General features: G+C 62.6%; 20 protein-coding genes and 1 pseudogene. 13 read left to right on the top strand and 8 right to left on the bottom strand.

Annotated elements, in window-relative coordinates; all coding sequences use genetic code 11:
• Positions 1–56 precede the first annotated feature (56 nt).
• The 7 genes and pseudogenes from HV711_RS02115 (at position 57) to HV711_RS33355 (ending at position 4,534) form a co-directional block, all read left to right on the top strand.
• Entirely contained in the window at positions 57–431 is a 375-nt protein-coding gene (locus tag HV711_RS02115; protein WP_028359653.1) for a sensory rhodopsin transducer, read from the top strand.
• 337 nt (positions 432–768) lie between these two features.
• Complete coding sequence (locus tag HV711_RS02110; RefSeq protein ID WP_035480643.1) at positions 769–1,974, top strand: paraquat-inducible protein A; 1,206 nt, start codon at positions 769–771, stop codon at positions 1,972–1,974.
• Positions 1,971–3,266 (top strand): MlaD family protein, encoded by a 1,296-nt coding sequence (locus HV711_RS02105; RefSeq protein WP_035480641.1) that lies wholly within the window; start codon positions 1,971–1,973, stop codon positions 3,264–3,266. Before HV711_RS02110 ends, HV711_RS02105 begins: the two co-directional genes overlap by 4 nt.
• On the top strand, positions 3,263–3,898 hold the full coding sequence (locus tag HV711_RS02100; RefSeq protein WP_035480639.1) for a PqiC family protein: 636 nt from the start codon (positions 3,263–3,265) through the stop codon (positions 3,896–3,898). The genes HV711_RS02105 and HV711_RS02100 overlap by 4 nt, the downstream gene beginning before the upstream one ends.
• Before the next feature lie 16 nt (positions 3,899–3,914).
• Positions 3,915–4,124, top strand: a pseudogene (locus tag HV711_RS33365) (glycogen debranching N-terminal domain-containing protein); the annotation flags it as partial.
• 46 nt (positions 4,125–4,170) lie between these two features.
• Complete coding sequence (locus HV711_RS33360) at positions 4,171–4,419, top strand: hypothetical protein (protein ID WP_035480638.1); 249 nt, start codon at positions 4,171–4,173, stop codon at positions 4,417–4,419.
• Positions 4,391–4,534 carry a hypothetical protein gene (locus tag HV711_RS33355; protein ID WP_244142623.1) on the top strand — a complete coding sequence of 48 codons (144 nt, stop codon included), beginning with the start codon at positions 4,391–4,393 and terminating at the stop codon, positions 4,532–4,534. The genes HV711_RS33360 and HV711_RS33355 overlap by 29 nt, the downstream gene beginning before the upstream one ends.
• Positions 4,535–4,547: 13 nt before the next feature.
• Here the strand turns inward: HV711_RS33355 and HV711_RS02090 are convergent, their stop codons facing one another.
• From HV711_RS02090 to HV711_RS02070, 5 genes are all read right to left on the bottom strand, one after another.
• Positions 4,548–4,838 (bottom strand): hypothetical protein, encoded by a 291-nt coding sequence (locus HV711_RS02090; protein WP_244142622.1) that lies wholly within the window; start codon positions 4,836–4,838, stop codon positions 4,548–4,550.
• Between the two features lie 94 nt (positions 4,839–4,932).
• Positions 4,933–7,701, bottom strand: a complete 2,769-nt coding sequence (locus HV711_RS02085; RefSeq protein WP_035480635.1) for a putative bifunctional diguanylate cyclase/phosphodiesterase — start codon at positions 7,699–7,701, stop codon at positions 4,933–4,935.
• A 638-nt stretch (positions 7,702–8,339) separates the two neighbouring features.
• The gene (locus HV711_RS02080; RefSeq protein ID WP_244142621.1) at positions 8,340–8,819 is read right to left on the bottom strand and encodes a hypothetical protein; all 480 of its coding nucleotides are present in this window, start codon (positions 8,817–8,819) and stop codon (positions 8,340–8,342) included.
• Positions 8,820–9,014: 195 nt separating this feature from the next.
• Positions 9,015–10,163, bottom strand: coding sequence for a WD40/YVTN/BNR-like repeat-containing protein (locus tag HV711_RS02075; RefSeq protein WP_013590539.1), 1,149 nt, complete (start codon positions 10,161–10,163; stop codon positions 9,015–9,017).
• Positions 10,164–10,198: 35 nt separating this feature from the next.
• On the bottom strand, positions 10,199–10,468 hold the full coding sequence (locus HV711_RS02070) for a MoaD/ThiS family protein (RefSeq protein WP_028360812.1): 270 nt from the start codon (positions 10,466–10,468) through the stop codon (positions 10,199–10,201).
• 342 nt (positions 10,469–10,810) lie between these two features.
• Between HV711_RS02070 and HV711_RS02065 the strand changes: the two genes are divergently transcribed.
• Together HV711_RS02065 and HV711_RS02060 are read left to right on the top strand one after the other, a co-directional pair.
• On the top strand, positions 10,811–11,668 hold the full coding sequence (locus HV711_RS02065) for an oxidoreductase (protein WP_035480338.1): 858 nt from the start codon (positions 10,811–10,813) through the stop codon (positions 11,666–11,668).
• Between the two features lie 174 nt (positions 11,669–11,842).
• Entirely contained in the window at positions 11,843–12,241 is a 399-nt protein-coding gene (locus tag HV711_RS02060) for a hypothetical protein (protein WP_244142620.1), read from the top strand.
• A gap of 18 nt (positions 12,242–12,259) precedes the next feature.
• On the opposite strand, the gene HV711_RS02055 is transcribed toward HV711_RS02060, so the two are convergent.
• Positions 12,260–13,171: a LysR family transcriptional regulator gene (locus HV711_RS02055; protein WP_035480337.1), complete on the bottom strand. Its 912-nt coding sequence runs from the start codon at positions 13,169–13,171 to the stop codon at positions 12,260–12,262.
• Positions 13,172–13,292: 121 nt separating this feature from the next.
• Between HV711_RS02055 and HV711_RS02050 the strand changes: the two genes are divergently transcribed.
• Both HV711_RS02050 and HV711_RS02045 read left to right on the top strand, forming a co-directional pair.
• Entirely contained in the window at positions 13,293–14,024 is a 732-nt protein-coding gene (locus tag HV711_RS02050) for an SDR family oxidoreductase (protein ID WP_028360808.1), read from the top strand.
• Between the two features lie 104 nt (positions 14,025–14,128).
• Complete coding sequence (locus tag HV711_RS02045; protein WP_035480336.1) at positions 14,129–14,890, top strand: MFS transporter; 762 nt, start codon at positions 14,129–14,131, stop codon at positions 14,888–14,890.
• Between the two features lie 467 nt (positions 14,891–15,357).
• On the opposite strand, the gene HV711_RS02040 is transcribed toward HV711_RS02045, so the two are convergent.
• The gene (locus HV711_RS02040) at positions 15,358–16,296 is read right to left on the bottom strand and encodes a LysR family transcriptional regulator (protein ID WP_035480335.1); all 939 of its coding nucleotides are present in this window, start codon (positions 16,294–16,296) and stop codon (positions 15,358–15,360) included.
• Positions 16,297–16,427: 131 nt separating this feature from the next.
• On the opposite strand from HV711_RS02040, the gene HV711_RS02035 reads away from it, so the two are divergent.
• The gene (locus HV711_RS02035; RefSeq protein ID WP_035480334.1) at positions 16,428–17,279 is read left to right on the top strand and encodes a class I SAM-dependent methyltransferase; all 852 of its coding nucleotides are present in this window, start codon (positions 16,428–16,430) and stop codon (positions 17,277–17,279) included.
• Positions 17,279–18,109, top strand: coding sequence for a DUF8737 domain-containing protein (locus tag HV711_RS02030; RefSeq protein ID WP_035480333.1), 831 nt, complete (start codon positions 17,279–17,281; stop codon positions 18,107–18,109). Before HV711_RS02035 ends, HV711_RS02030 begins: the two co-directional genes overlap by 1 nt.
• A gap of 254 nt (positions 18,110–18,363) precedes the next feature.
• Here the strand turns inward: HV711_RS02030 and HV711_RS02025 are convergent, their stop codons facing one another.
• Positions 18,364–19,047 carry an HD domain-containing protein gene (locus HV711_RS02025; RefSeq protein WP_035480332.1) on the bottom strand — a complete coding sequence of 228 codons (684 nt, stop codon included), beginning with the start codon at positions 19,045–19,047 and terminating at the stop codon, positions 18,364–18,366.
• Positions 19,048–19,232: the final 185 nt, after the last annotated feature.

Genomic DNA, 19,232 nt, shown 5'->3' with positions numbered 1-19,232 from the left:
ACGGCGCAGGGGCGCGCGACATCGCAGAGTCACAGAGTCAGGAAGTGGGAGGGGTCATGCAGGCAATTGGAAAAACCCGATGGGCGATCGCTGAGGGCTATCTGCCCCAATACAGCACGGGCGAAGGTCCGGAGCTAACCAGCCACGAGGCGGCGTGCATCTTGAACGCAGGTGAGGACGACGCGCATATCGAGTTAACGATCGTATTCGGAGATCGTGATCCGGCCGGGCCATACCACCTGACAGTTCCTGCGAAACGGACATTGCACATGCGCTTTAACGACCTGAGGGAACCAGAGCCGATCCCGACGGGCACCGAGTATGCCAGCGTGTTCGAATCGGACGTTCCTATAGTCGTACAGCACACACGCCTCGATTCTCGCCAGGCCGAACTGGCGCTGCTGTCTACAATTGCATTCTCCTCTGATTGAAGGTGCGATCTGCCACCTGATCTCCTGCGCGATCGGGATCAAGCGATCTCCGATCTACCGTGCTTAGGTTGATCAAGGCTTGTCGCTTCGGACCTCATCTCCGAATCGTCGAGCATCGCCCAGCTGTATCGAATGACCTGTTGCGGCCGTTAGGGGTGCGTCGCTGCGGCCCCGGGAACGCGCAATGCTGGCACAAGGACACGGCGCAGGCGCATGCCCCGGCGCCTGCCGCGCATACACGGACCAACCGGCAAGCGGGAGTGAAGCAGATGATCGGCAAACTTTCATTTGCAAAACGGTGCGCCCGTGAAAGCGTACGGCCAGCGGAGGACGTCGCATGACGATCGGCTGCCCGGAATGCGGCGCGCTAGAGGACATCCCGCCGCTCGCCGCACATAGCTACGCGCGCTGCCGGACCTGCCACTATCCGCTCGAGCGGCGAAGCGGCCGAAGTCAGGATGCGGCACTCGCGTGCGCGGCATCGACCTTTGCGTTGCTGTTTCCGGCCAACCTCGCACCGCTCATGTACGTCCGCATGCTCGGCGTCGAGCACTCGTCACTGCTATCGTCGGGCATCGTGGCGATGTGGAAAGAGGGCTGGGTCATTCTTGCCGTGCTGCTCGGCACGTTCGGTATCGTGCTGCCGTTCGTCAGATTCGGCGGCCTCGTGATCGTCCTCACCGCGCTGCGGCTCGGGCGACCCGCGCGCGGAATGGGCGCGCTGTTTCGCTGGACCACGTCGCTCGATATCTGGACCATGCCCGACGTGTACCTGGTCGGCTGCTTCGTCGGTTACGCGCGGGTCACGCAAAATCTGAACGGCACGATCGCTTCGGGCGGCTACTGTTTTATCGCTGCGGCGCTGCTGTCGATGCTCACGCGCGCCTCGCTCGATCGCAGAGCCGTGTGGCGCGCGATCGGTGGGGAAAACGCGTTGCCGGAGGGGGAAGCGCCGCTCTCGTGTACGGTCTGCGATCTGATCATGCCGATGTCGCACGAGGGGCGGCCCTGCCCGCGCTGCGGCCTGACGCTGCGCGCGCGCAAAACGGACGCAGTGGTGCGCGCGGCTGCGCTGTCGCTCGCGGCGCTTGTGCTGACGGTCCCGGCCAACCTCTTTCCGATGACCAGTTCGCTGCAACTGGGCCGGACCGAGTCGCACCGGATTATCGACGGCGTCTACCAGCTCTTTCACGCGGGCCTGTGGCCGCTCGGCATTCTCATCATCTGTACGAGCATCGTCATTCCGGTGGCGAAGATCGCGGGCATGGCATGGTTCGTCGTCTCCGTCCGGCGGCGTTCGCGCCGCCATCTGCGCGTGAAGGCGCATCTGTATCGCCTGATCGACGAGCTCGGCCGATGGTCGTATGTCGATGTGTTCACGATCGCCGCATTTGTGCCGCTGATCCAGTTCGACGGCATCGCCTCGGCGCGCCCCGCCACCGGCGCACCCGCGTTCGCGCTGGTCGTGTTCCTGACGATGGCTGCCTCTCGCGCCTTCGACCCGCGCCTCATGTGGGACGTCCACGCCCGGAGTGAGCGATGAACGGCACGCGTGCTCGCCGTTCAGAAGCTCAGGTGCGGCGCAGCGCGTGGCCCGGCTGGATCTGGGCCGTGCCGATTGCCGCCTTCGCAGTGACAGGATGGCTCGGCGTCCGCGCGTTCGTGCGCGAGGGCGCGACTGTCACCGTTAGCTTCGACAACGCGTACGGCATGAAGCCCGACGACACGATCGTCACGCTGCGCGGCGTGAAGGTCGGCGCCGTTTCTCAGATCGCGCTCGCGCCCGATGGTCAGCACGTGCAAGCCGAGCTCAGGATCGATCGCGCCGAAAAAAAATATTTGCGTAGCGGTACGAAGTTTTTTCTGCGCGGCGCACATGTGGACCTGAGCGATCCAGCGTCGATGAAAGCCATGCTCTCGGGCCCCGAGATCGTGGTGGACCCGGGCTCCGGCGAGCCCGCGTCGCATTTTGACGGGCTCGATCGCCGTCCCGCGCTCGCGCCGGGGCATGGCCCCATCGTCACTTATCTCGTGCGCTTCGACGGTGCGGTCGGCGAACTGAAGAATGGTGCCAAGGTGCAATTGCGCGGTTTCGATGTGGGCACTGTCACCAGCGTGCGCCTGAACTACGACGCGCGCACGGGCGCGCTGAGCACTCCGGTCCAGATCGCGTTGAATCCGTCGCAGCTAGGCATCGGCGGCGCGCCCCCCCCGGCTAACGGCGACTGGCGCCCGCTCGTCGACGGCATGCTCGGCCGCCTCGTCTCCACGGGGTTACGCGCGCGCTTGTCGCAGGATCCGCCCGTCATCGGCGCGGACAAGATCAATCTGGATTTCGTGCAAGGCGCGCCGGCGGCGACGCTGGCAAGCGAGGACGGCCTCTCCGTGATCCCGAGCGCCCCGGCCGCGAACCTCGATACGACGATGGCCAAAGCCAACGAGGTGATCCAGAAAATCGACGACCTTCCGATCCGGCAAACCGGCGAACAGGTCCGCAGTATCGCCGCGCATATCAACGCGCTGAGTAGCTCGCCGCAGATCAGGGACAGCCTGACGCACATTGACCACTCCGTCGCGCAGATCGACCGCACGCTGCAGCAGGTGACGCCGCAGATCGGTCCGCTCGTTACACAGCTGCGCGAGACTGCGAGCTCGGCCGAGCGCACCGTCGCTGCGGCCAATCGGACGTTGGGAGCTGATGCGTCGAGCCAGAACGACCTGCCTGCCACGTTGCAGGAACTGACCGACACGGCGCGCTCGATCAGGGCGCTGGCCGACTATCTGGATCGCCACCCCGAGGCACTCGTCGAGGGCAGACAGAAGGAGGCGCAATGATCAGGACGCCCGCGTTCGCCGTTGGACGCAGCCTCGCGATATCGATCGCGGCGAGCGCCAGGACGACGGCAGTGCTCTTCTCGGTCGCGGCCATGACGCTCGCCGGATGCGGACGCAGCATGCCGACCCGCTACGTGACCTTGAACGCCGTGCCCGCCGGGACGCCGCTCGCCACCAGGTCGATCACGCCGATTCAGTTGACGGCCGTGCATATTCCCGCGGTGCTCGACCGGCTGGAGGTCGTCAAGCTCGCTTCGCCGAACCGTCTGACGATCGACGATAGCGACCGCTGGGGCGCGCCGCTCGCCCAGATGATACGCGGCACGCTCGCGCAGGACTTGCTCATGCGCCTGCCGCCCGGGACGTTCATCGTTCCGGACGCACCCGCGCCGCCAGGCACGCGCAAGCTGGTCGTCACCGTACTGAGCGCCACTGCCGAAGCGAGCGGCACCCTCACCCTCCAGGCACAGTGGACCCTTCTGGCCGGTCATCCGGACGAGGCAGCGCTGCGGCAGCAGGTGACGCTGGACTCCGCGATCCGCGGGCACGATGCAATTGCGCAAGCCGCTGCGCTAAGCCACGGTCTCGGCGATCTGGCCGACCGGATCGCGGCGTCGGTTCTGGCGCACTGACGGCAGCCGTCGCGTTTTGCGTTCGATCGCGCGGTATCAGGCGGCGTCGCCGATCCGGCATAGGCTCAGGAGCGGCGGGCTGCACGAGGATCTCGATCTGACCAACTACGGCAGATCGACGGTGCGCATCAATCTTGAGATCGCCCCGCGCAGCGATTTTGCCGACATCTTCGACGTCAAGTCCGGAACGATGATCCGGCGTGGCCGCATTGCCACCGATTGGTCCCAGCACCAGCAGCGCCTCACGACGATGTACCGTAACCGGGATTTCATTGCCGTGGTTCGTGGCCCTGTTCGGACGCGACAGCCTCATCGCCTCGCTGCAGACGGCGCTCGTCCATCCCGGCTTCGCTCGCGCGGTGCTGGATGTGCTTGGCTCCGTGCAGGCGACGGAACGCGACGACTATCGCGACGCTGAACCTGGCAAGATCATGCACGAGCTTCGCCTCGGGGAGCTCGCGAAGCTAAAGCTGATTCCCCACACGCCATACTATGGCACTGCTGACGCAACACCGCTTTGACATCCGGTTCTTCCTGGCTGGAGCGACGACAAATTTCCAGGTACTGACGGGCGATGCGAAGTCGGTGGTGCGTCGCGCGATGACCGCCTGGCGGGAGCAGCTCGCGCGCCGATAGAATTGGTACATCGTCAGACGCCGAGAATCGTGCCGACGGTTTCATTAGACTCGGACGTCGCCCCATCAATTGCCTCATCGGCCTCTTCGTCCAGGTTGTCGACTTTCGCATCGATAACATCCTGCAGCGTTAAATCGGCTGCAACGATGCCGTTGAGTTGAGCCGCAGTTACCCCCGCATACACGGCTTCGCCAAGCGCTTCCATGAAGTCACCGCGGCTTCCGCCGATCTGGCCTTCGCGTTGTTTTCCAAGTCGTCCTTGAACTGTTCGACGTCTGCGATTCTTGCCTTTGAGGGTCGCCATCGTGCGCCGTCGTCACAACGGTCGCGCGACGGAAGCGACGTTGTGGTTGCACCGTCGCATCCTTTTCGGGGGCGCATGTGCAAAGAAACCGCCGTCATGAGGATCCGTGACCTACGTGCTGCGCATATCGCGGTTTGCGCGCGAACTGCGTGACGAAATGAGGGATTTCGGCCGCCGCCAGCGGCCTGCAGAAGTAGTAGCCCTGAACAAACGCGCAACCGTCATCCGCCAGGAACGCCAGCTGATCGGCACGCTCGACTCCCTCTGCTACGACCTCGAAGCCGATGCTGTGGGCCAGAGCGATAATCGCGCGAATGATCGCTTCGTCCTCGCGGCTGGCGCCGATACCACGGACGAACGACATGTCGATCTTCAAGCGGTCGGCGTGAAAAGCACGGAGGTACGACAGACTTGAATACCCTGTTCCAAAATCGTCAATGGCAATGGACACACCGATCTCGTTAAGCCTGCGCAACGCCGGCAATGCCCCAGAGGCGACCATCGCACCTTCAGTGATCTCGAGTTCCAGGCGGCTAGCGGCGAGGCGCGACGCTGCAAGCGTACGCTGCACCACCGCGCAGAAGTCACCGACTACGAGCTGCCGTGGGGACACGTTCACGGACATGCGCAGCGGGATCTGCGCCTCTTCCCAGCGTTTTGCCTGTGCGCAGGCGGTGTGCAGCACCCACTCGCCTAACTGCTCGATCAGCCCGATGTCTTCGGCAAGCGGAATGAAGGTGGCCGGGCCAATGGTGCCGACCTCGGCGTCATTCCAGCGAAGCAAGGCCTCCACGCCACTGATCCTGTAGGTCCGGACGTCGACCTGGGGCTGGTAGACGAGCTCGAAAGCATTCTGATCCAACGCCGCGCGCAAGCGGTGAGACAAGGCGATGCGACGGTCGGCAGCATTGGCGAGCGAAGGCTTGAAGCGCTCGACGCGGTTACGCCCATGCGCCTTCGCGTCGTACATCGCAAGGTCCGCGTGCTTGAGCAGTGTGTCCGCATCCAGCCCGTCAGCGGGGTAGCAGGCTATGCCAGTGCTCAATTGCACGCGGAGTTGCACATCGTCGATCTGCACCGGGTGCTCGAAAGCCTGTCCGATGCGTCCAAGCAACGCAGAGAGCCTTCCATTTTCCTGCGGAGAATCCAGCATCGACACGAACTCGTCTCCCCCGTAGCGCGTCGCCGTTCCGTCGTTGCCTATCGCCGCAAGAAGCCGTCGGGCGACCTCTCGCAGGAGACGGTCGCCCGCGGCGTGACCAAGGCTGTCATTGATATCCTTGAAGTGGTCGAGATCCATGAAGAGCAGCGCGAATTCCCGACGCGTCACGATCGCCTCTTTTATCAACTCGCGCAGCGCGACGCGGTTGGGAAGTTCGGTTAGCGCGTCTCGCCGCGCTTGCCGCACAAGCCTATCACGTGAATCGACGAGCTCCGTCAGATCGCTAACGACGCATATGTGGTAGGTCAGCTCGTCGCGTACGGGGGCCACATAAAACTGGCCCCAGAAGGCACTCCCGTCCGCGCGCCGGCTTCGCACGAGCCTCGCGCCGTCGCGTTTATCAGCGAGCGCCTCCCGGATCTGCTCAAACAGAATCCCATGCTGGCTCGCGCGCGACAGCGACACTTGATCACGGCCTACGATCTGCGCGTTCGCATAGCCGGTGATCTGCTCGAACGCCGGATTGGCATATTCGAAAACTTCCCCGTGCTCCGTAGCGCGAGTAATCAGCACTCCATTACCGATCGCGTCGAGGGCGCGGCTGCGCAGTCGCAATGCGAGCTCAGCATTCTTGCGCTCGGTCACGTCGATGGCGGTGATGAAGCACGCGTCGCGCTTTGCATAGGTGAGGAAGTGATAGGACAGCTCGACATAGATTGACCGGCCGTCGTTACGCCGTTGCCGGCATAAACCCGCCGATCCACTGCCCGTTCCGGCCTGCCGAAGGCAACGTAAATCACGCAGGAATGCAGGCATATCCTCCTGTGAATAGAGCGACGCCATGTCTCGCGCCCCGAGCTCATCCCGGGTACACCCGTACTGGGACGCTGCCGAAAGATTGGCCGTGATGATGGCCAAGGTGTCGACGTCGAAGATAAGCATCGGCAACGGGTGGTGGTCAAAATACTGCTGGAACCGACGTGCGTTCTCCGCGGCCACCAGATGGACTCTTTGCCGCTCGAGCCCCGCCCGGAAACGAGCCGAAAGCGCAAAGCCGAGAAGCGCGCAGGCGAGCAGCGTAATCAGGGCGAGGACCGTGCCTTCAACCGCGGCGCGGCGGCTGGCGCTGTCGGACGTGGATCGGAGTATGGCGGTCTGTGCCTCGCGAAGCCGGGTCAACTGGGTCGCGATGTGGGCGAGCAGGCGGTTGGCCTCCAGAAGCTGCGCGCTGTCGACTGAAACATGACCGTTTGCCCTGCGCGCGTTGACCGCGATCTCCGCCAGGAGCCACGCCCATCGCGCTGTCTCCTGCCGCAGCGACTGGATGGACTCGGCGCCTGCGCTGTCGGCGGCATAGCTTTGCTCGAGCCGCTGGAAACAGGCGACCGCAGCCCCAACCCGCGAGACGGGCCATGCGAATGAGGCGAGGCGGGTACTACCAAATCCTTGCAGAAAATCAGCGTTTGCTTGCAGAAAAATGGCCTGCAGGCCATCCAGATCCTTGCGGGCGTTCAGCGCATGTCTTCGCTGCGCGTCCAACTCGTGACGCCATACCACCGTATGGGCCAAAGCGAACGCGAACAGTGCGAGCCCGAGCAGCGCCAGCACGGCAGTCACAGACGGGCGGGCGTTGGCGAGCAAATTGCGCCGCAACAGATGCCGGACACGCCGGGCGATATGGAAAGACAGAACGAGCGTCATTGAGGGCTGAGGCAGCGGAATGGCCACGCCGCGCGTGTTCACAGGCGACCGCATGGGCGCGCGACATCGCGCCGAATGCCACACCCGGCGGGGTGTTGTCTCCTTTTTTGTATATCGGCGCGCGGCGTCAGAACTTAAGGCGCCTTTTACCTTAAGCGGACAAACGCCCAACGCGCCCACTCAATGCTGCGACGCAGTCGCCACAAACCGGGTCGTCAGCATCGCCGTACCGGCCTGGCGACGGTACTACCGGTCCCGTTGGCTGACGGAACCCATGCCGCGCAGATCTGGGGCGCTCACCGCTTCATACAGAGCTGCCGCGACTGAGCGGCGGAACTCTGCCTCGATCCATGCCATGAGACGGGGCGCATTTCAGCGGATCAGGCGCGTCGCCCGGGTCAATTCGACGGCAGTCGATTCACCGTACGGGGGACGCGCCCATTTGACAGAGTGGCAACGCGCGGCAAGCCCGTCACCGACGAATTGTGCGGACAACGGTACACCCTCCCGGCAGCACGTCCCCACTCCGGTCGCGCTATCTCAGGCTTACATATTCGGCGTCACGCTCTGCGGGTCCGCCGGTGTGGCGGGATCGGCACTCTGCAGCGGCGGCGCGTAGCGAATGAACCGTCGACGCGTCATAAGTGCCGTGTGACTCGATCACGATGCGATTCACATTCGGTGAATCCTTTGAAGAGAAACGAGTTGCGTTGCGCGATGCCGGTGGGCGCCTGTCCGTTGGCCGGGAACGCGTCGATCAGCACGAGCGCATCGACCATGTTGATGAACAGGTTGTTCTGCACGAAGACCGACGGATCGAAAGCGAAGGCCGCCGAGTCGACAAACGTATTGCCCTTCACGGTTGCCGACCTGCTCAGGCGCGGGTAGCCGTTCGTGCCGGCCTGATAAGTCGTCACGCCATTGCGGACAATGGGCGTGACGTTCAGGTGCGTGGCCTGGCTGAAGGTCATCGAAAACGGTGCGGCGTCGTTGATCTGGACGAATGCGTCCTGCAACACGGTATGCGTGATGCTCACCGTGCCACCGCCCGCATCCGGAGCGAGCGACGTGTTGGCGGCCGTCACGCCGAGCAGTTGAACGGGCCCCTGGCTTCCCACGTTGAGCGTGCAGCGATAAGCCTGACCGCGGAAATCCGCCCGGCGATCAAGTAACCCGGTAATGAATATGCTGGCCGCGAGTACGGACCTATCACCGCGAGTATCGAATCTTTCCCGGCGAAGACTTACCACGGCTAGAACCACGGCTAGAGCCGCAGTGCGTGCAAGCGCAGCCTTTGCCATCAAGGTTGCGACTCATCCGAACCTGACGCAATAAGCTGGCGGCAAATGCGCCGAAATCAGATGCCAGCTTTCACCGCCGTCGTCGGACGTCCATAGCGCGCCGGTAGTCGAGGCCATCGCGAGGCGCGTGCCGGAGTCATCTACAGCGAGCCCGTGCCGATACACGAGGTCATACGCCGGTGCAGGCGGCAACCCGTTCGAGAAACGCTCAAACGTGCGGCCGCCGTCGCGTGTGCGTGTGACGACGAACTGGCCGTCCACCGGGATCCGGCACTGATCCTTCACGGCAGGCACGAACCACGCGGTATCCGGCTCGTGCGGATGCACGGCAACCGCGAAGCCGAAGCTCGATGGCTGGGCTTCGATCCGCTGCCAGTGCGCCGCGCCGTCAGTGGAGCGGAATATCGCGCAGTGATGCTGCGTCCACAGCACCTCCGGGTTGGCGGCGCACTGCACGACGCGGTGTGGGTCTTGCGCGTTGGCATCGCCGCGCCGCTCCGGAGGCAAGTAGTCGGCCTCCATGCCTTCTGCACTTACGCGCCAGCTCGCGCCGCCGTCGATGGTTTGCCAGACGCCGCCGCACGACACGCCGATCGTCACGTGCCGGCTGTCGCGCGGATCAACCATCACGGAATGGATGCCAGGCGCGTCGTAGCCGCCCCCGAACCATTCTCTGCGCTCGGGGCGATCCCACAGCGAACGGTTGAGCACCCATGTGTCGCCGCCATCGTCCGAGCGGAAGAGCCCGCCGGGAATTGTGCCAGCCCACAGGACCCCCGGCTCGTTTGGGCCGCCGGTTTCCAACGACCAGATCTGTTGGAGCGTCCAGGCAGGGCCCGGCGGACAGGGCACGGTCGCACTTGCATGGTCCGGGCTCGTGCACACGCCGTCACCGGTATGCGTCTCATCGGCAGGCTGCGGCGGGTAGACGGGGACCGCGCACTCTTCCCACTCCTTCATGCCCGCACGCCGCCGATGCAGCTTCACGCCGAAGTGGCCGAGATTGAGCGCGGCATACAGGGAACCGTCGCGGGGATCAGGCAGCACCATGCTCACTGGCTCACCGACGAAATGCGGCTCGCCGAGCGTCCAGCCGCCCTCGCCGTCGCCTTGCAGAACGAACAATCCCTTGCGGGTGCCGACAAGCAATCGATCGCTCATGTCGGGTGTCTCCCTGAGGTAAAAGTGGAACCTTCTTATCCGCCTGACAACGCCTGTATGACGTGAACCCGGCTTTCCTCGCCGAGTGCATCGGACAGATGTCGCCGGTCGCGCACCGGCCGACCGTCGACAAACACGGCGAGATGCTTTCGCAGCGATCCCTGGTCGTCAAGGATATAGCCGCGCAGTCGAGGCTGGGCGGCGAAGACGGCTTCCAGTGCTTCGCCGAGCGTGCGCGCGTCGATCTCTCGCTCGGGCGTTGCGATATGCCGTTGAATCGAAGCAGCGAAGAAGATGCGCACCATGGCAGGATAGCCGGGCGTGAGTGCCCTATCCGTCGATTCTGCAGTTTAGACCATTCGCCCGGTCCTTCGAGGCATTGCCATACAACAGACGACAGTGTGCGCCCCTGAAGCAGCCGTCGCGCTGTCGGGCGTTCGAAAGGCGACTCAGGGTCGAACAGCGGCCGCTCGTAAGCCCTCAGTCAATCGCCCCCCAGCACTGCGCACTCTGCGTTCACTGTCGAGACTTTTCCGCAGATGGAAAAGTCATTCCATCCATACCCGTCTAATCAGACATCCCTGTCACGCCGACACTACTCTCCATGCAGTTGGTTTCACATTCATCATGAACCAAGGAGAAGTGCCATGAACAACGTCACAAACCAGCAGTTCAAACGCGTGTGGTTCATCACCGGCGCCTCGCGCGGTCTGGGCGCACTGATTGCGCAAGCCGCTCTTGACGACGGCAACGCTGTGGTCGCCACCGGCCGCAACGCTGCCACGATCACCGAGCGCTTAGGAGAGTCGCCCGCTTTGCTCACTGTGTCACTCGACGTGACAAACGAGGCACAGGCGAAGGTGGCCGTCGAAGCCGCGATCGACAGGTTCGGCCGCATCGATGTGCTGGTGAACAATGCGGGCTTCGGTTTGCTCGCGGCCATCGAGGAATCGGGCGATGCCGAGGTTCGGCGCATCTATGAGACAAACGTATTTGGCTTGCTCAACGTCACACGTGCCGTGCTGCCGGTGATGCGCAAGCAGCGTTCGGGTCATGTGATCAACACGTCGTCTATCGTCGGTTATCAGGCGGCGGCAGGCGTCGGCGTCTATAGCTCGACCAAATTCGCTGTGGAAGGCATCACCGAAGCACTGCATGCCGAACTCAAGCCGCTCGGCATTCATGCAACGATGATCGAACCCGGATTCTTTCGCACTGACTTTCTGGATGCGTCGTCGCTAGTCGTCGGCAAGACGATCATCGGCGACTATGAAGACACGTCGGGCAAACTGCGGCACCTCGCAGGCGAGATCAATCATAATCAGCCAGGCGACCCCGCAAAACTGGCAACCGCGATGGTCAGGCTCGTCGATGCACAGACGCCGCCGCTACGTTTGCCGCTCGGCACGGACACGCTCAAGGCGCTCGCGGAAAAAAACGCGTACGTGACTGCCGAAACGGAAACCTGGAAGGCGCTTGCCGCGTCCACTGATTTCCCCTCCTGATCCGCGAAGAAGGAACGGGCAGACGGCGCACGTTCAAGCGGCGTCTGCCCGACTCGGGCAACATACGCTCATCGCCTTTCAGGCTTGCGCGCGACACTGACATGAAAAAAATCGGTTTTCTATCGTTTGGCCACTGGTCTGCTTCGTCGCATTCGCTTGCGCGTTCGGCATCCGATGTCCTGCTGCAATCCACGCCCCCTTCATGTCCAGCAGGCGGAGCAGATTCGCACATACCGGCAGGCGTGGAAGGAGGCAGGTCACGCGCGCGTGCCGCGCGTGTCGGTCAGTCGCCGCATCTTCGCGTTGATGAACGATCGCGACCGTATGTACTTTGGACGCGACGCGAACAGCGACGACACGATCGGACTGCTGGACGGCAACATCAGGACGATCTTCGGCCGCCGTTATGCGGCAGAGCCGGACGTGCTCGTCACGCAACTCGCAACCGACGAGGCCATTGCGGAAGCCGACACGCTACTGTTGACCGTGCCGAATCAGCTCGGCGTGGAGTACTGCGCCCACGTGATCGAATCGATCCTTACGCACGTTGCTCCTGCGCTTGGCTGGCGTTAGTACCAGATCGCTTTGGCTTCAGCGCAGCGGAAGCCAAAGCGGTCCCTCCCACGCTTTCAGCGCATCGAGAAACGCCTTCAACTTCGACGGCATGAAGCGCCGCGTCGGATAAACGGCATGCACGAATATCTCGGGTGACGACCACTCGGGCAGCACACGGACGAGCTCTCCGCTCGCGATATGCGGATTGCAATAGCTCGACGGAAGCAGCGCGATGCCGTGCCCGCGAAGTGCGAATGCATTGACGACGTGAAAGTCGCGGGCAGCGACAGGGCCGCTCACGTGTACCCTGGCCGCTTTACGGCCGCTGACCAGTTGCCATTCCGTCTCGTTGTTGCGGGCGTTGATCAGCACGCAGGGATGCTGGCTCAGCTCGTCGGGCCGCGAGGGAAGCGTGTGCTCGCGCGCATAGTCGGCCGACACCACGAGCTGCCGCACGCTCCTTCCCACGCGCTGCGCGACGAGGCTCGAATCCTGCAATTCACCAAAACGAATCGCAACGTCGACGTTTTCGGCGATCAGGTCGAGGAACGCGTTCGTGAAATACAGATCTACCTGGATCTGCGGATAGTCTTTCAGAAATGCCGACAGGAAGGCATAGAACGGCTCCTGTTCGAGCATCACAGGACCGGAGATGCGTAGCACGCCCTCCGGCTGCTTCTGCGTCTGGGTGATGACACGCTCCGCGTCGTACAGGTGACTCAGCGGCTCACCGCATTGATCGAAGTAGGCCCGACCCTGCGACGTCAGACTGAGCTTGCGCGTCGTGCGCTGCAACAGCGTTACGCCGAGCCGTTCCTCGAGCGCGCTCACCTTGCGGCTGACGGTCGAGACAGGCATGCCGAGCGCACGCGCGGCCCGGCTGAAGCTCTCGAACTGCGCTACACGCACAAAGACGGCAATGTCGTTCAGGTCGGCTAGTTGGGTCATGTGCGGCTCGTTAACGATTTTTGCAGGAGTGGAAAAGACATTCCAGACATTCCAGTCTAATCAAAAATGCTCATCGGGACGACACTTCTCTTCACACAGTTCAACTTTTTGGAGAGAAATCATGGCAAACAAAGTCGTCGTCATTACGGGTGCTTCGAGCGGAATTGGTGAAGCCACCGCGAAACGTCTTGCGTCGACGGGCGCGACCGTCGCTCTGGCCGCTCGCCGCCTCGACAAGTTGCAACGCGTCGCCGCGGAAATCCTCGCGAAAGGCGGGCGAGTATCGGTCCATCAGGTCGACGTGACAGACCAGGAGCAGGTCAACCGCCTGATCAGCGACGTCGTGTCGCAACATGGGCGCCTCGACGTCATGGTGAACAATGCTGGTCTGATGGCAATCGCGCCGCTGTCACTGCGCAAGACCGACGAATGGGACCGGATGATCGACATCAACGTCAAGGGCCTCTTGTACGGTGTCGCCGCGGCGTTGCCGGTATTCGAAAAGCAGCAGTCGGGTCACTTCGTCAACATCGCGTCCGTCGTGGGTCTGAAGGTCTTCAGCCCTGGAGGCACGGTGTATTCGGGAACGAAGTTCGCGGTGCGCGCGATCTCCGAAGGTCTGCGGCACGAAGTGGGCGGCAACATTCGCACGACCGTCATTTCACCGGGCGCAATTGACACGGAGCTGAAGTTCGGTTCGGGCCATGACGACAGCCGCAATTTTGTCGTCGACTTCTACAAGATGGCTATTCCCGCCGACGCCATCGCGCAAGCCATCGCTTACGCAATCGAGCAGCCCAGGTCTGTCGACGTCAATGAAATCGTGATTCGTCCCACCGTTCAGGACTTCTGAAAGGCGGTGTTGTCGTGGCTGAGCGCGGGCGGGCGAGAGGGGCTCTGATTCGTCCGCGCCAATCACGGCGAAGCAACCGGAATGATTTTATCGAGGAGCTCATCATGCGCGCAGCACTGTTTTCTCTCGCGTGCGCCGCGTTCGCAATAGGAACGACAGAATTCGTCATCGTCGGCTTGTTGCCTGACATTGGAAGAGCATTCGGCATCTCCGTGTCGACGGCCGGTTTGCTGGTGAGTTTCTACGCGCTGGCCATTACGGTCGGCACGCCTGTAGTGTCAGCCTTGACCGCGCGCTTGCCGCGCCGCGCATTGCTGCTAGCGCTGATGAGCTTCTTCACGCTGTGCAATCTGGGGGCGGGACTTTCGACAGCCTTCGCGGCGCTGCTCACGATCCGGATCGTCATGGCGGTCGCACACGGCGTATTCTTCGGCCTCGGGACAACCGTTGCCATGGCACTCGTGCCGACGCAAAAGTCAGGCAGGGCCGTGGCGATCATGGTAAGCGGCCTGACGGTCGCGATGGTGACCGGCGTCCCCGGCGGGACATGGCTTGGCGATCTGATGAACTGGCGGCTGCCGTTCCTGGTAGTGGCTGCCATGGGCGAGGCGACTGTCGTGCTCGTAGCTCGACGCGTGGCGCCCGAGGCGGTCGGTACGGCGGCAGGGCTCAACGTCGCCGCGTTTAACCTCGGCATTTCTGGCGGGTCCTTCCTCGGCGGACTGACCATCTCCGGTGTGAGCGCCCTTACGACGGTGTACGCCGGCGTGGCTCTGGCAGTGGTGGGACTTGTGGTTGTCGCGTTGTATCGATGGTCGGATCGTCCAGGTGCCGCACATGGGCGAGACGCGCTGGGACGGTGCTAAACGTCAGCGCCTCACTCGACGTCAACGAATCAGGCAACGACAGACATCTTGAACTTATCGGAGACTCTGCGTTAGCCACGATTCTGGAGTCTGTAGCGCACCTCGCAGAAACCAACCGGGCGTTGCGCAGTGACGGCGACAGGCGGTCGTCACGCTCGACCGGTCGCCCGTCAATGCCTTGACGCTTGCGCTGTACGCGGAGATCGCGGAGCCATTTTTCGAAGGGCTTGGCAAGGAGACGGACGTTGCTTGATTGGTCGGCCCCGTAACTCGTGAATTCCTTGATTCCTTGCGCTGGCGCTGCGCGCGATTTCATATCGGTCCGCGCAGGTAGATGCTCTCTGGCGCCCAAGGAACCCGCAGCTTCTATCCTAGCTTTTTCCACGGACCGTGGCGTCCGGACGATGATGGACTTTTGATGTGCCCCGGGCTTACCTGTTTGTCCTGAACGTTATGGTGCACAACCGTCATTTGTTATGCGGGCCTTTGCCGTGAACCGCCTCACGGCTTTTCACATGATCGATGAACGCGCGCAGCTTCGGCATTAGCTGCCGGCGGCTTGGATAGTACAGAAACACGCCCGGTATCACCGGCGCTAACGGCTTTAGCACTTCTATCAGTTTTCCGCTTTGCAGCCCTTCGGCGACCATCGGCTCGGGTAACTGTGCAAGGCCTATACCTTCCATTGCCGCACCCAGCATGGTGGGAAAATCGTGGGCGATGAAAGGGCCGCTTACGGCGATCTCGACTGCGTTGCCGTCATTGTTGAACGACCATGGCGCGAGCGCACCGCTGGATTTGCGCCATCGCAAACAGGCATGCTGCCGGAGATCATCCGTGTGCTCGGGTCGGCTGCGCCCCGTGAAGTAAGCTGGACTCCCAACGACGACCAAACGCAGCGGTGGCGTCAACGGGAGCGCGACCATGTCCGCTTCGACGAACTGACCCAGCCGGATACCAGCATCGAACCCTTCGCTCGCGAGATCAATGAGCTGGTTGCTTGCGGCGATCTCCACTTGGACCTCGGGATAAGCCTCGTGGAACGATGCAATCAGGGGATCAAGCAGGAGTGGCACCACCGCACGCGGCACTGAAAGACGCAACAGTCCGCGGGGCCGTTGGCCGAGATCGCGTGCAGCGTCGCTGGCGGCGACGAGCTCCTCGAAGGCAGGCTTTGCGCGCGAAAGAAATTGTTGGCCAGCCTCGGTCAGGCCTACGCTACGCGTGGTGCGGACGAAGAGCGCTGCGCCGATGCGCTCTTCCAGCACACGCACCGCCTGGCTGATCGCCGACGGCGTCACGCCGAGTTCCGCGGCCGCCCTGCGAAAACTGCGATGCCGGGCAACGCACAGGAACGCCTCAACGCCATCGAGTGCGCCCTGCCTGACTGTGAAGATCTGCTTCATGACCCGTCAACATTGTGATGAATAGTCGCTCGCGATAGACGATGGTACACCTATGTCCGTGAGCGGAAAGTAGTGGCAATGCCCGCTCGCAAGCTCTCGACAATCTGCCAGGCCCCTGGAGGAATCTTGCAATGAAAGATGCACTTGATGGCGTGCGCGATCACTATCGCGCGACGGGACTGACCGAGCGGCTGAAGAGTACGCTCACGGCGTTCGGACCGGAGGATCAGCCGCTCACACCGTTCCAACTCGCGGGTCTCGACCAGTTTCACACCCGTGGGCTTGCTGCGACCGCCGAGCTTGCCGGATCGGCTGGCATCACCGCTGCAATGTCCGTGCTGGACGTCGGTTCGGGGGTTGGCGGGCCGGCCCGTTTTCTCGCTGCAACCTATGGCTGCCGGGTGACGGGTATCGACATCAGCGAGCCGTTCGTGGATGCCGCACGCTATCTTACTCAGCGCACCGAGCAGAGCGAGCAGGTGTCGTTCCGTGTTGCCAGCGCGCTCGATATTCCGTTTGCCGACGACCATTTCGACGCCGTATTCATGCAGCACGTCGCAATGAACATCGCCGAGCGCACACGGCTTTACCGGGAGATCCAACGCGTGCTGAAGCCGGGCGGCAGGTTCGCGACGTTCGACGTCGTCGCAAACGGCGGCGAACCGCTCTATCCCGTTCCCTGGGCGCGCACGCCCACGACGAGTTTTCTCCTCACGGTCGAGGCAACGCGCGCGGCGATCGAACACGCCGGGTTCCGCACGCTGTCATTGCAGGACGACAGCGAGACCGCAAAGGCCTGGTTCGCCCAGTTGCGTGCGTCAGGGCCACCGCCCTCGCCCCATCTCGGCGTGGTGATTGGGCCGGACTTCGCCGAGCTCACGAAGAACCTGGGCCGAAATCTCATGGAAGGCCGGCTCGGCGTATTGACAGCGGTGTTCGAGAACGCATCTCCGAAGGCTGCAAATCACCTGGAGCACCGCTGATGACCACCGTCCCCGCCCCCGTCGATATCGTCCTCCGTGGTCACGCGCGGCGCAGTCTGCTTTGGGTCATCCTGTTCGTGGCGCTGTGGATCGTGTTGATCTATTGGCAGCCGGCAATCCCGGCGAGCGGCGTTCCGACCACGGCTCACCAGTTGACGGCCCACGCGTTGATCGCAGTTGGTTTGTGGCTCGGCCTCGAAAGCACCGATTTGACGCCCGGCCAACGCCGTACGACATGGCTGGCGATCATGGTCCCGGACACGCTCTGGTTCGCTGTTGCATGGAGCGCGGCGATCAACGGCGCTTTCCGCGCGGGCGCGTCGCCATTGCCGATTTTGCCGTTAGCGATCTTCGTGCCGGTGATGATCGGCGCGCCGCTGCTGCTATTGTCAAAGCGGGTCGGGTCGATGCTGGACGCGATGCCGGCAAGTTGGCTTGTCGCTCTTCAGCTCTACCGCGTATTCGGCAGTTGGGCGCTCGCTGCGTGGCTGCACGGCTTGCTGCCGGGCGTGTTCGCGTTGCCGGCGGGAATCGGCGATGTGTTGACCGGCGTGTTCGCCGTGCCAGCGGCGATCGCCGTGGCGAGCGGTGCGGCTCAAGGGCGCAAGGCAGCGATCGTCTGGAACCTGTACGGCCTCGCCGACTTCGCCGTCGCGATTACTTTGGGGATAATCACTTCACCTGGACCATTGCAGGTGATGGTTCCGAGCATGCCGAGCATCGGTGCCGGCGCTTATCCGGCCGTGTTGACTCCCGCGTTCGTCGTGCCAGCGTCGATCCTGTTGCACGCGGTGTCGCTGCGCCAATTGATCCGGCGACACACCGGGTGACCTCCACCCGGGGATGACGGTAGCTGCATCACGAGTACCGTCCTTGCCTGGCTTCCGGAAGGACTTACTCCGGTAGATGCAGCTGTGTCGTCCTTGCCCGTTACCGGCGGCACGACTCTGTATCAACGCTTGATCTTCTATGTTATCAAGGCAACCGATAACTCGGTGATCGCCTGCCGACGAGTGTTGTGGGACACGCCTCGCCGGCTCTTTGGCTTTGAAGCTTGCGCTACGCGTTAGTCATGCATGCGTGTTCAACCGTGCTTATGTGCCGGATCGTTGCAAGTGCACGCGTAATTCGAGTCGTTCCACGCATTCCCGAGAATGATGCTGCAGAAGTTCTTCCGACGGAAACCCACGTCCTTCAGCGCAAGCACGTCGTCGTTGACAGTGCCAAAGGTCGAGTCCGGCCGGTGCTTCATTCCATCGTTAAAGGCGTTGATGATCTGCTCCTTGAAGTTCTCCCCGCGAGGGTGAGCAGCAACCACTACCTTGCGCTGTTCCTCGGTGAATTCGTCAAATGCAAAGCCGAGCACGTCCATCTCGACGCCTGCCGTCACCAGTTGAACCACCGGCTTCTTGAATGGCGGAATACCCGGCGTGGTATGCAACGCAATCGCGTCCCACACGAGGTCGACATCTCCCTCGGGAATACTGTGCTGCTCGAGGAACCGACGCGCTGCATTCGCGCTGTCCACCTCGAAGCGGTTCTGTGACGTCCTGAATTGTTCGGTAAGCCCCATGTCGTGGAACATGGCGCCGATGTACAGAAGCTCCGGGTCATACTTCAATTGCTTGCGCTCACCGGTGAGAGCGCCGAAAAGAAACACGCGAGTCGAGTGGTGGAAAAGCAGATCCGACTCCGTGTCGCGAACGAGTTCGGTGGCCGCACGCGCCAGTTTGCTATCGGGGATCTTGATTCCTGCGATGGTCGTCATGTTCGTTGCTCCAATATCTGCCTGGTCGAACCGCGCGTCTTATGAGCGGCTCAGCAAGCTATGTTGAGAATCGGGACATGCCTGCCCCGGAGTTCGGATTGCGAGTCTTTCACTGCGTTTGTCCAGCCGGTGTGTCTATTGCCGAGTACTTCGACAGAGCAAAACCACAAGCCAAGTATCGGACT

Source organism: Paraburkholderia phenoliruptrix, assembly GCF_902859825.1.
Taxonomy (GTDB): Bacteria; Pseudomonadota; Gammaproteobacteria; order Burkholderiales; family Burkholderiaceae; genus Paraburkholderia; species Paraburkholderia phenoliruptrix.
The sequence above is the reverse complement of the archived record's forward strand: the minus strand, read 5'-3'. Positions and strand labels throughout refer to the sequence as shown.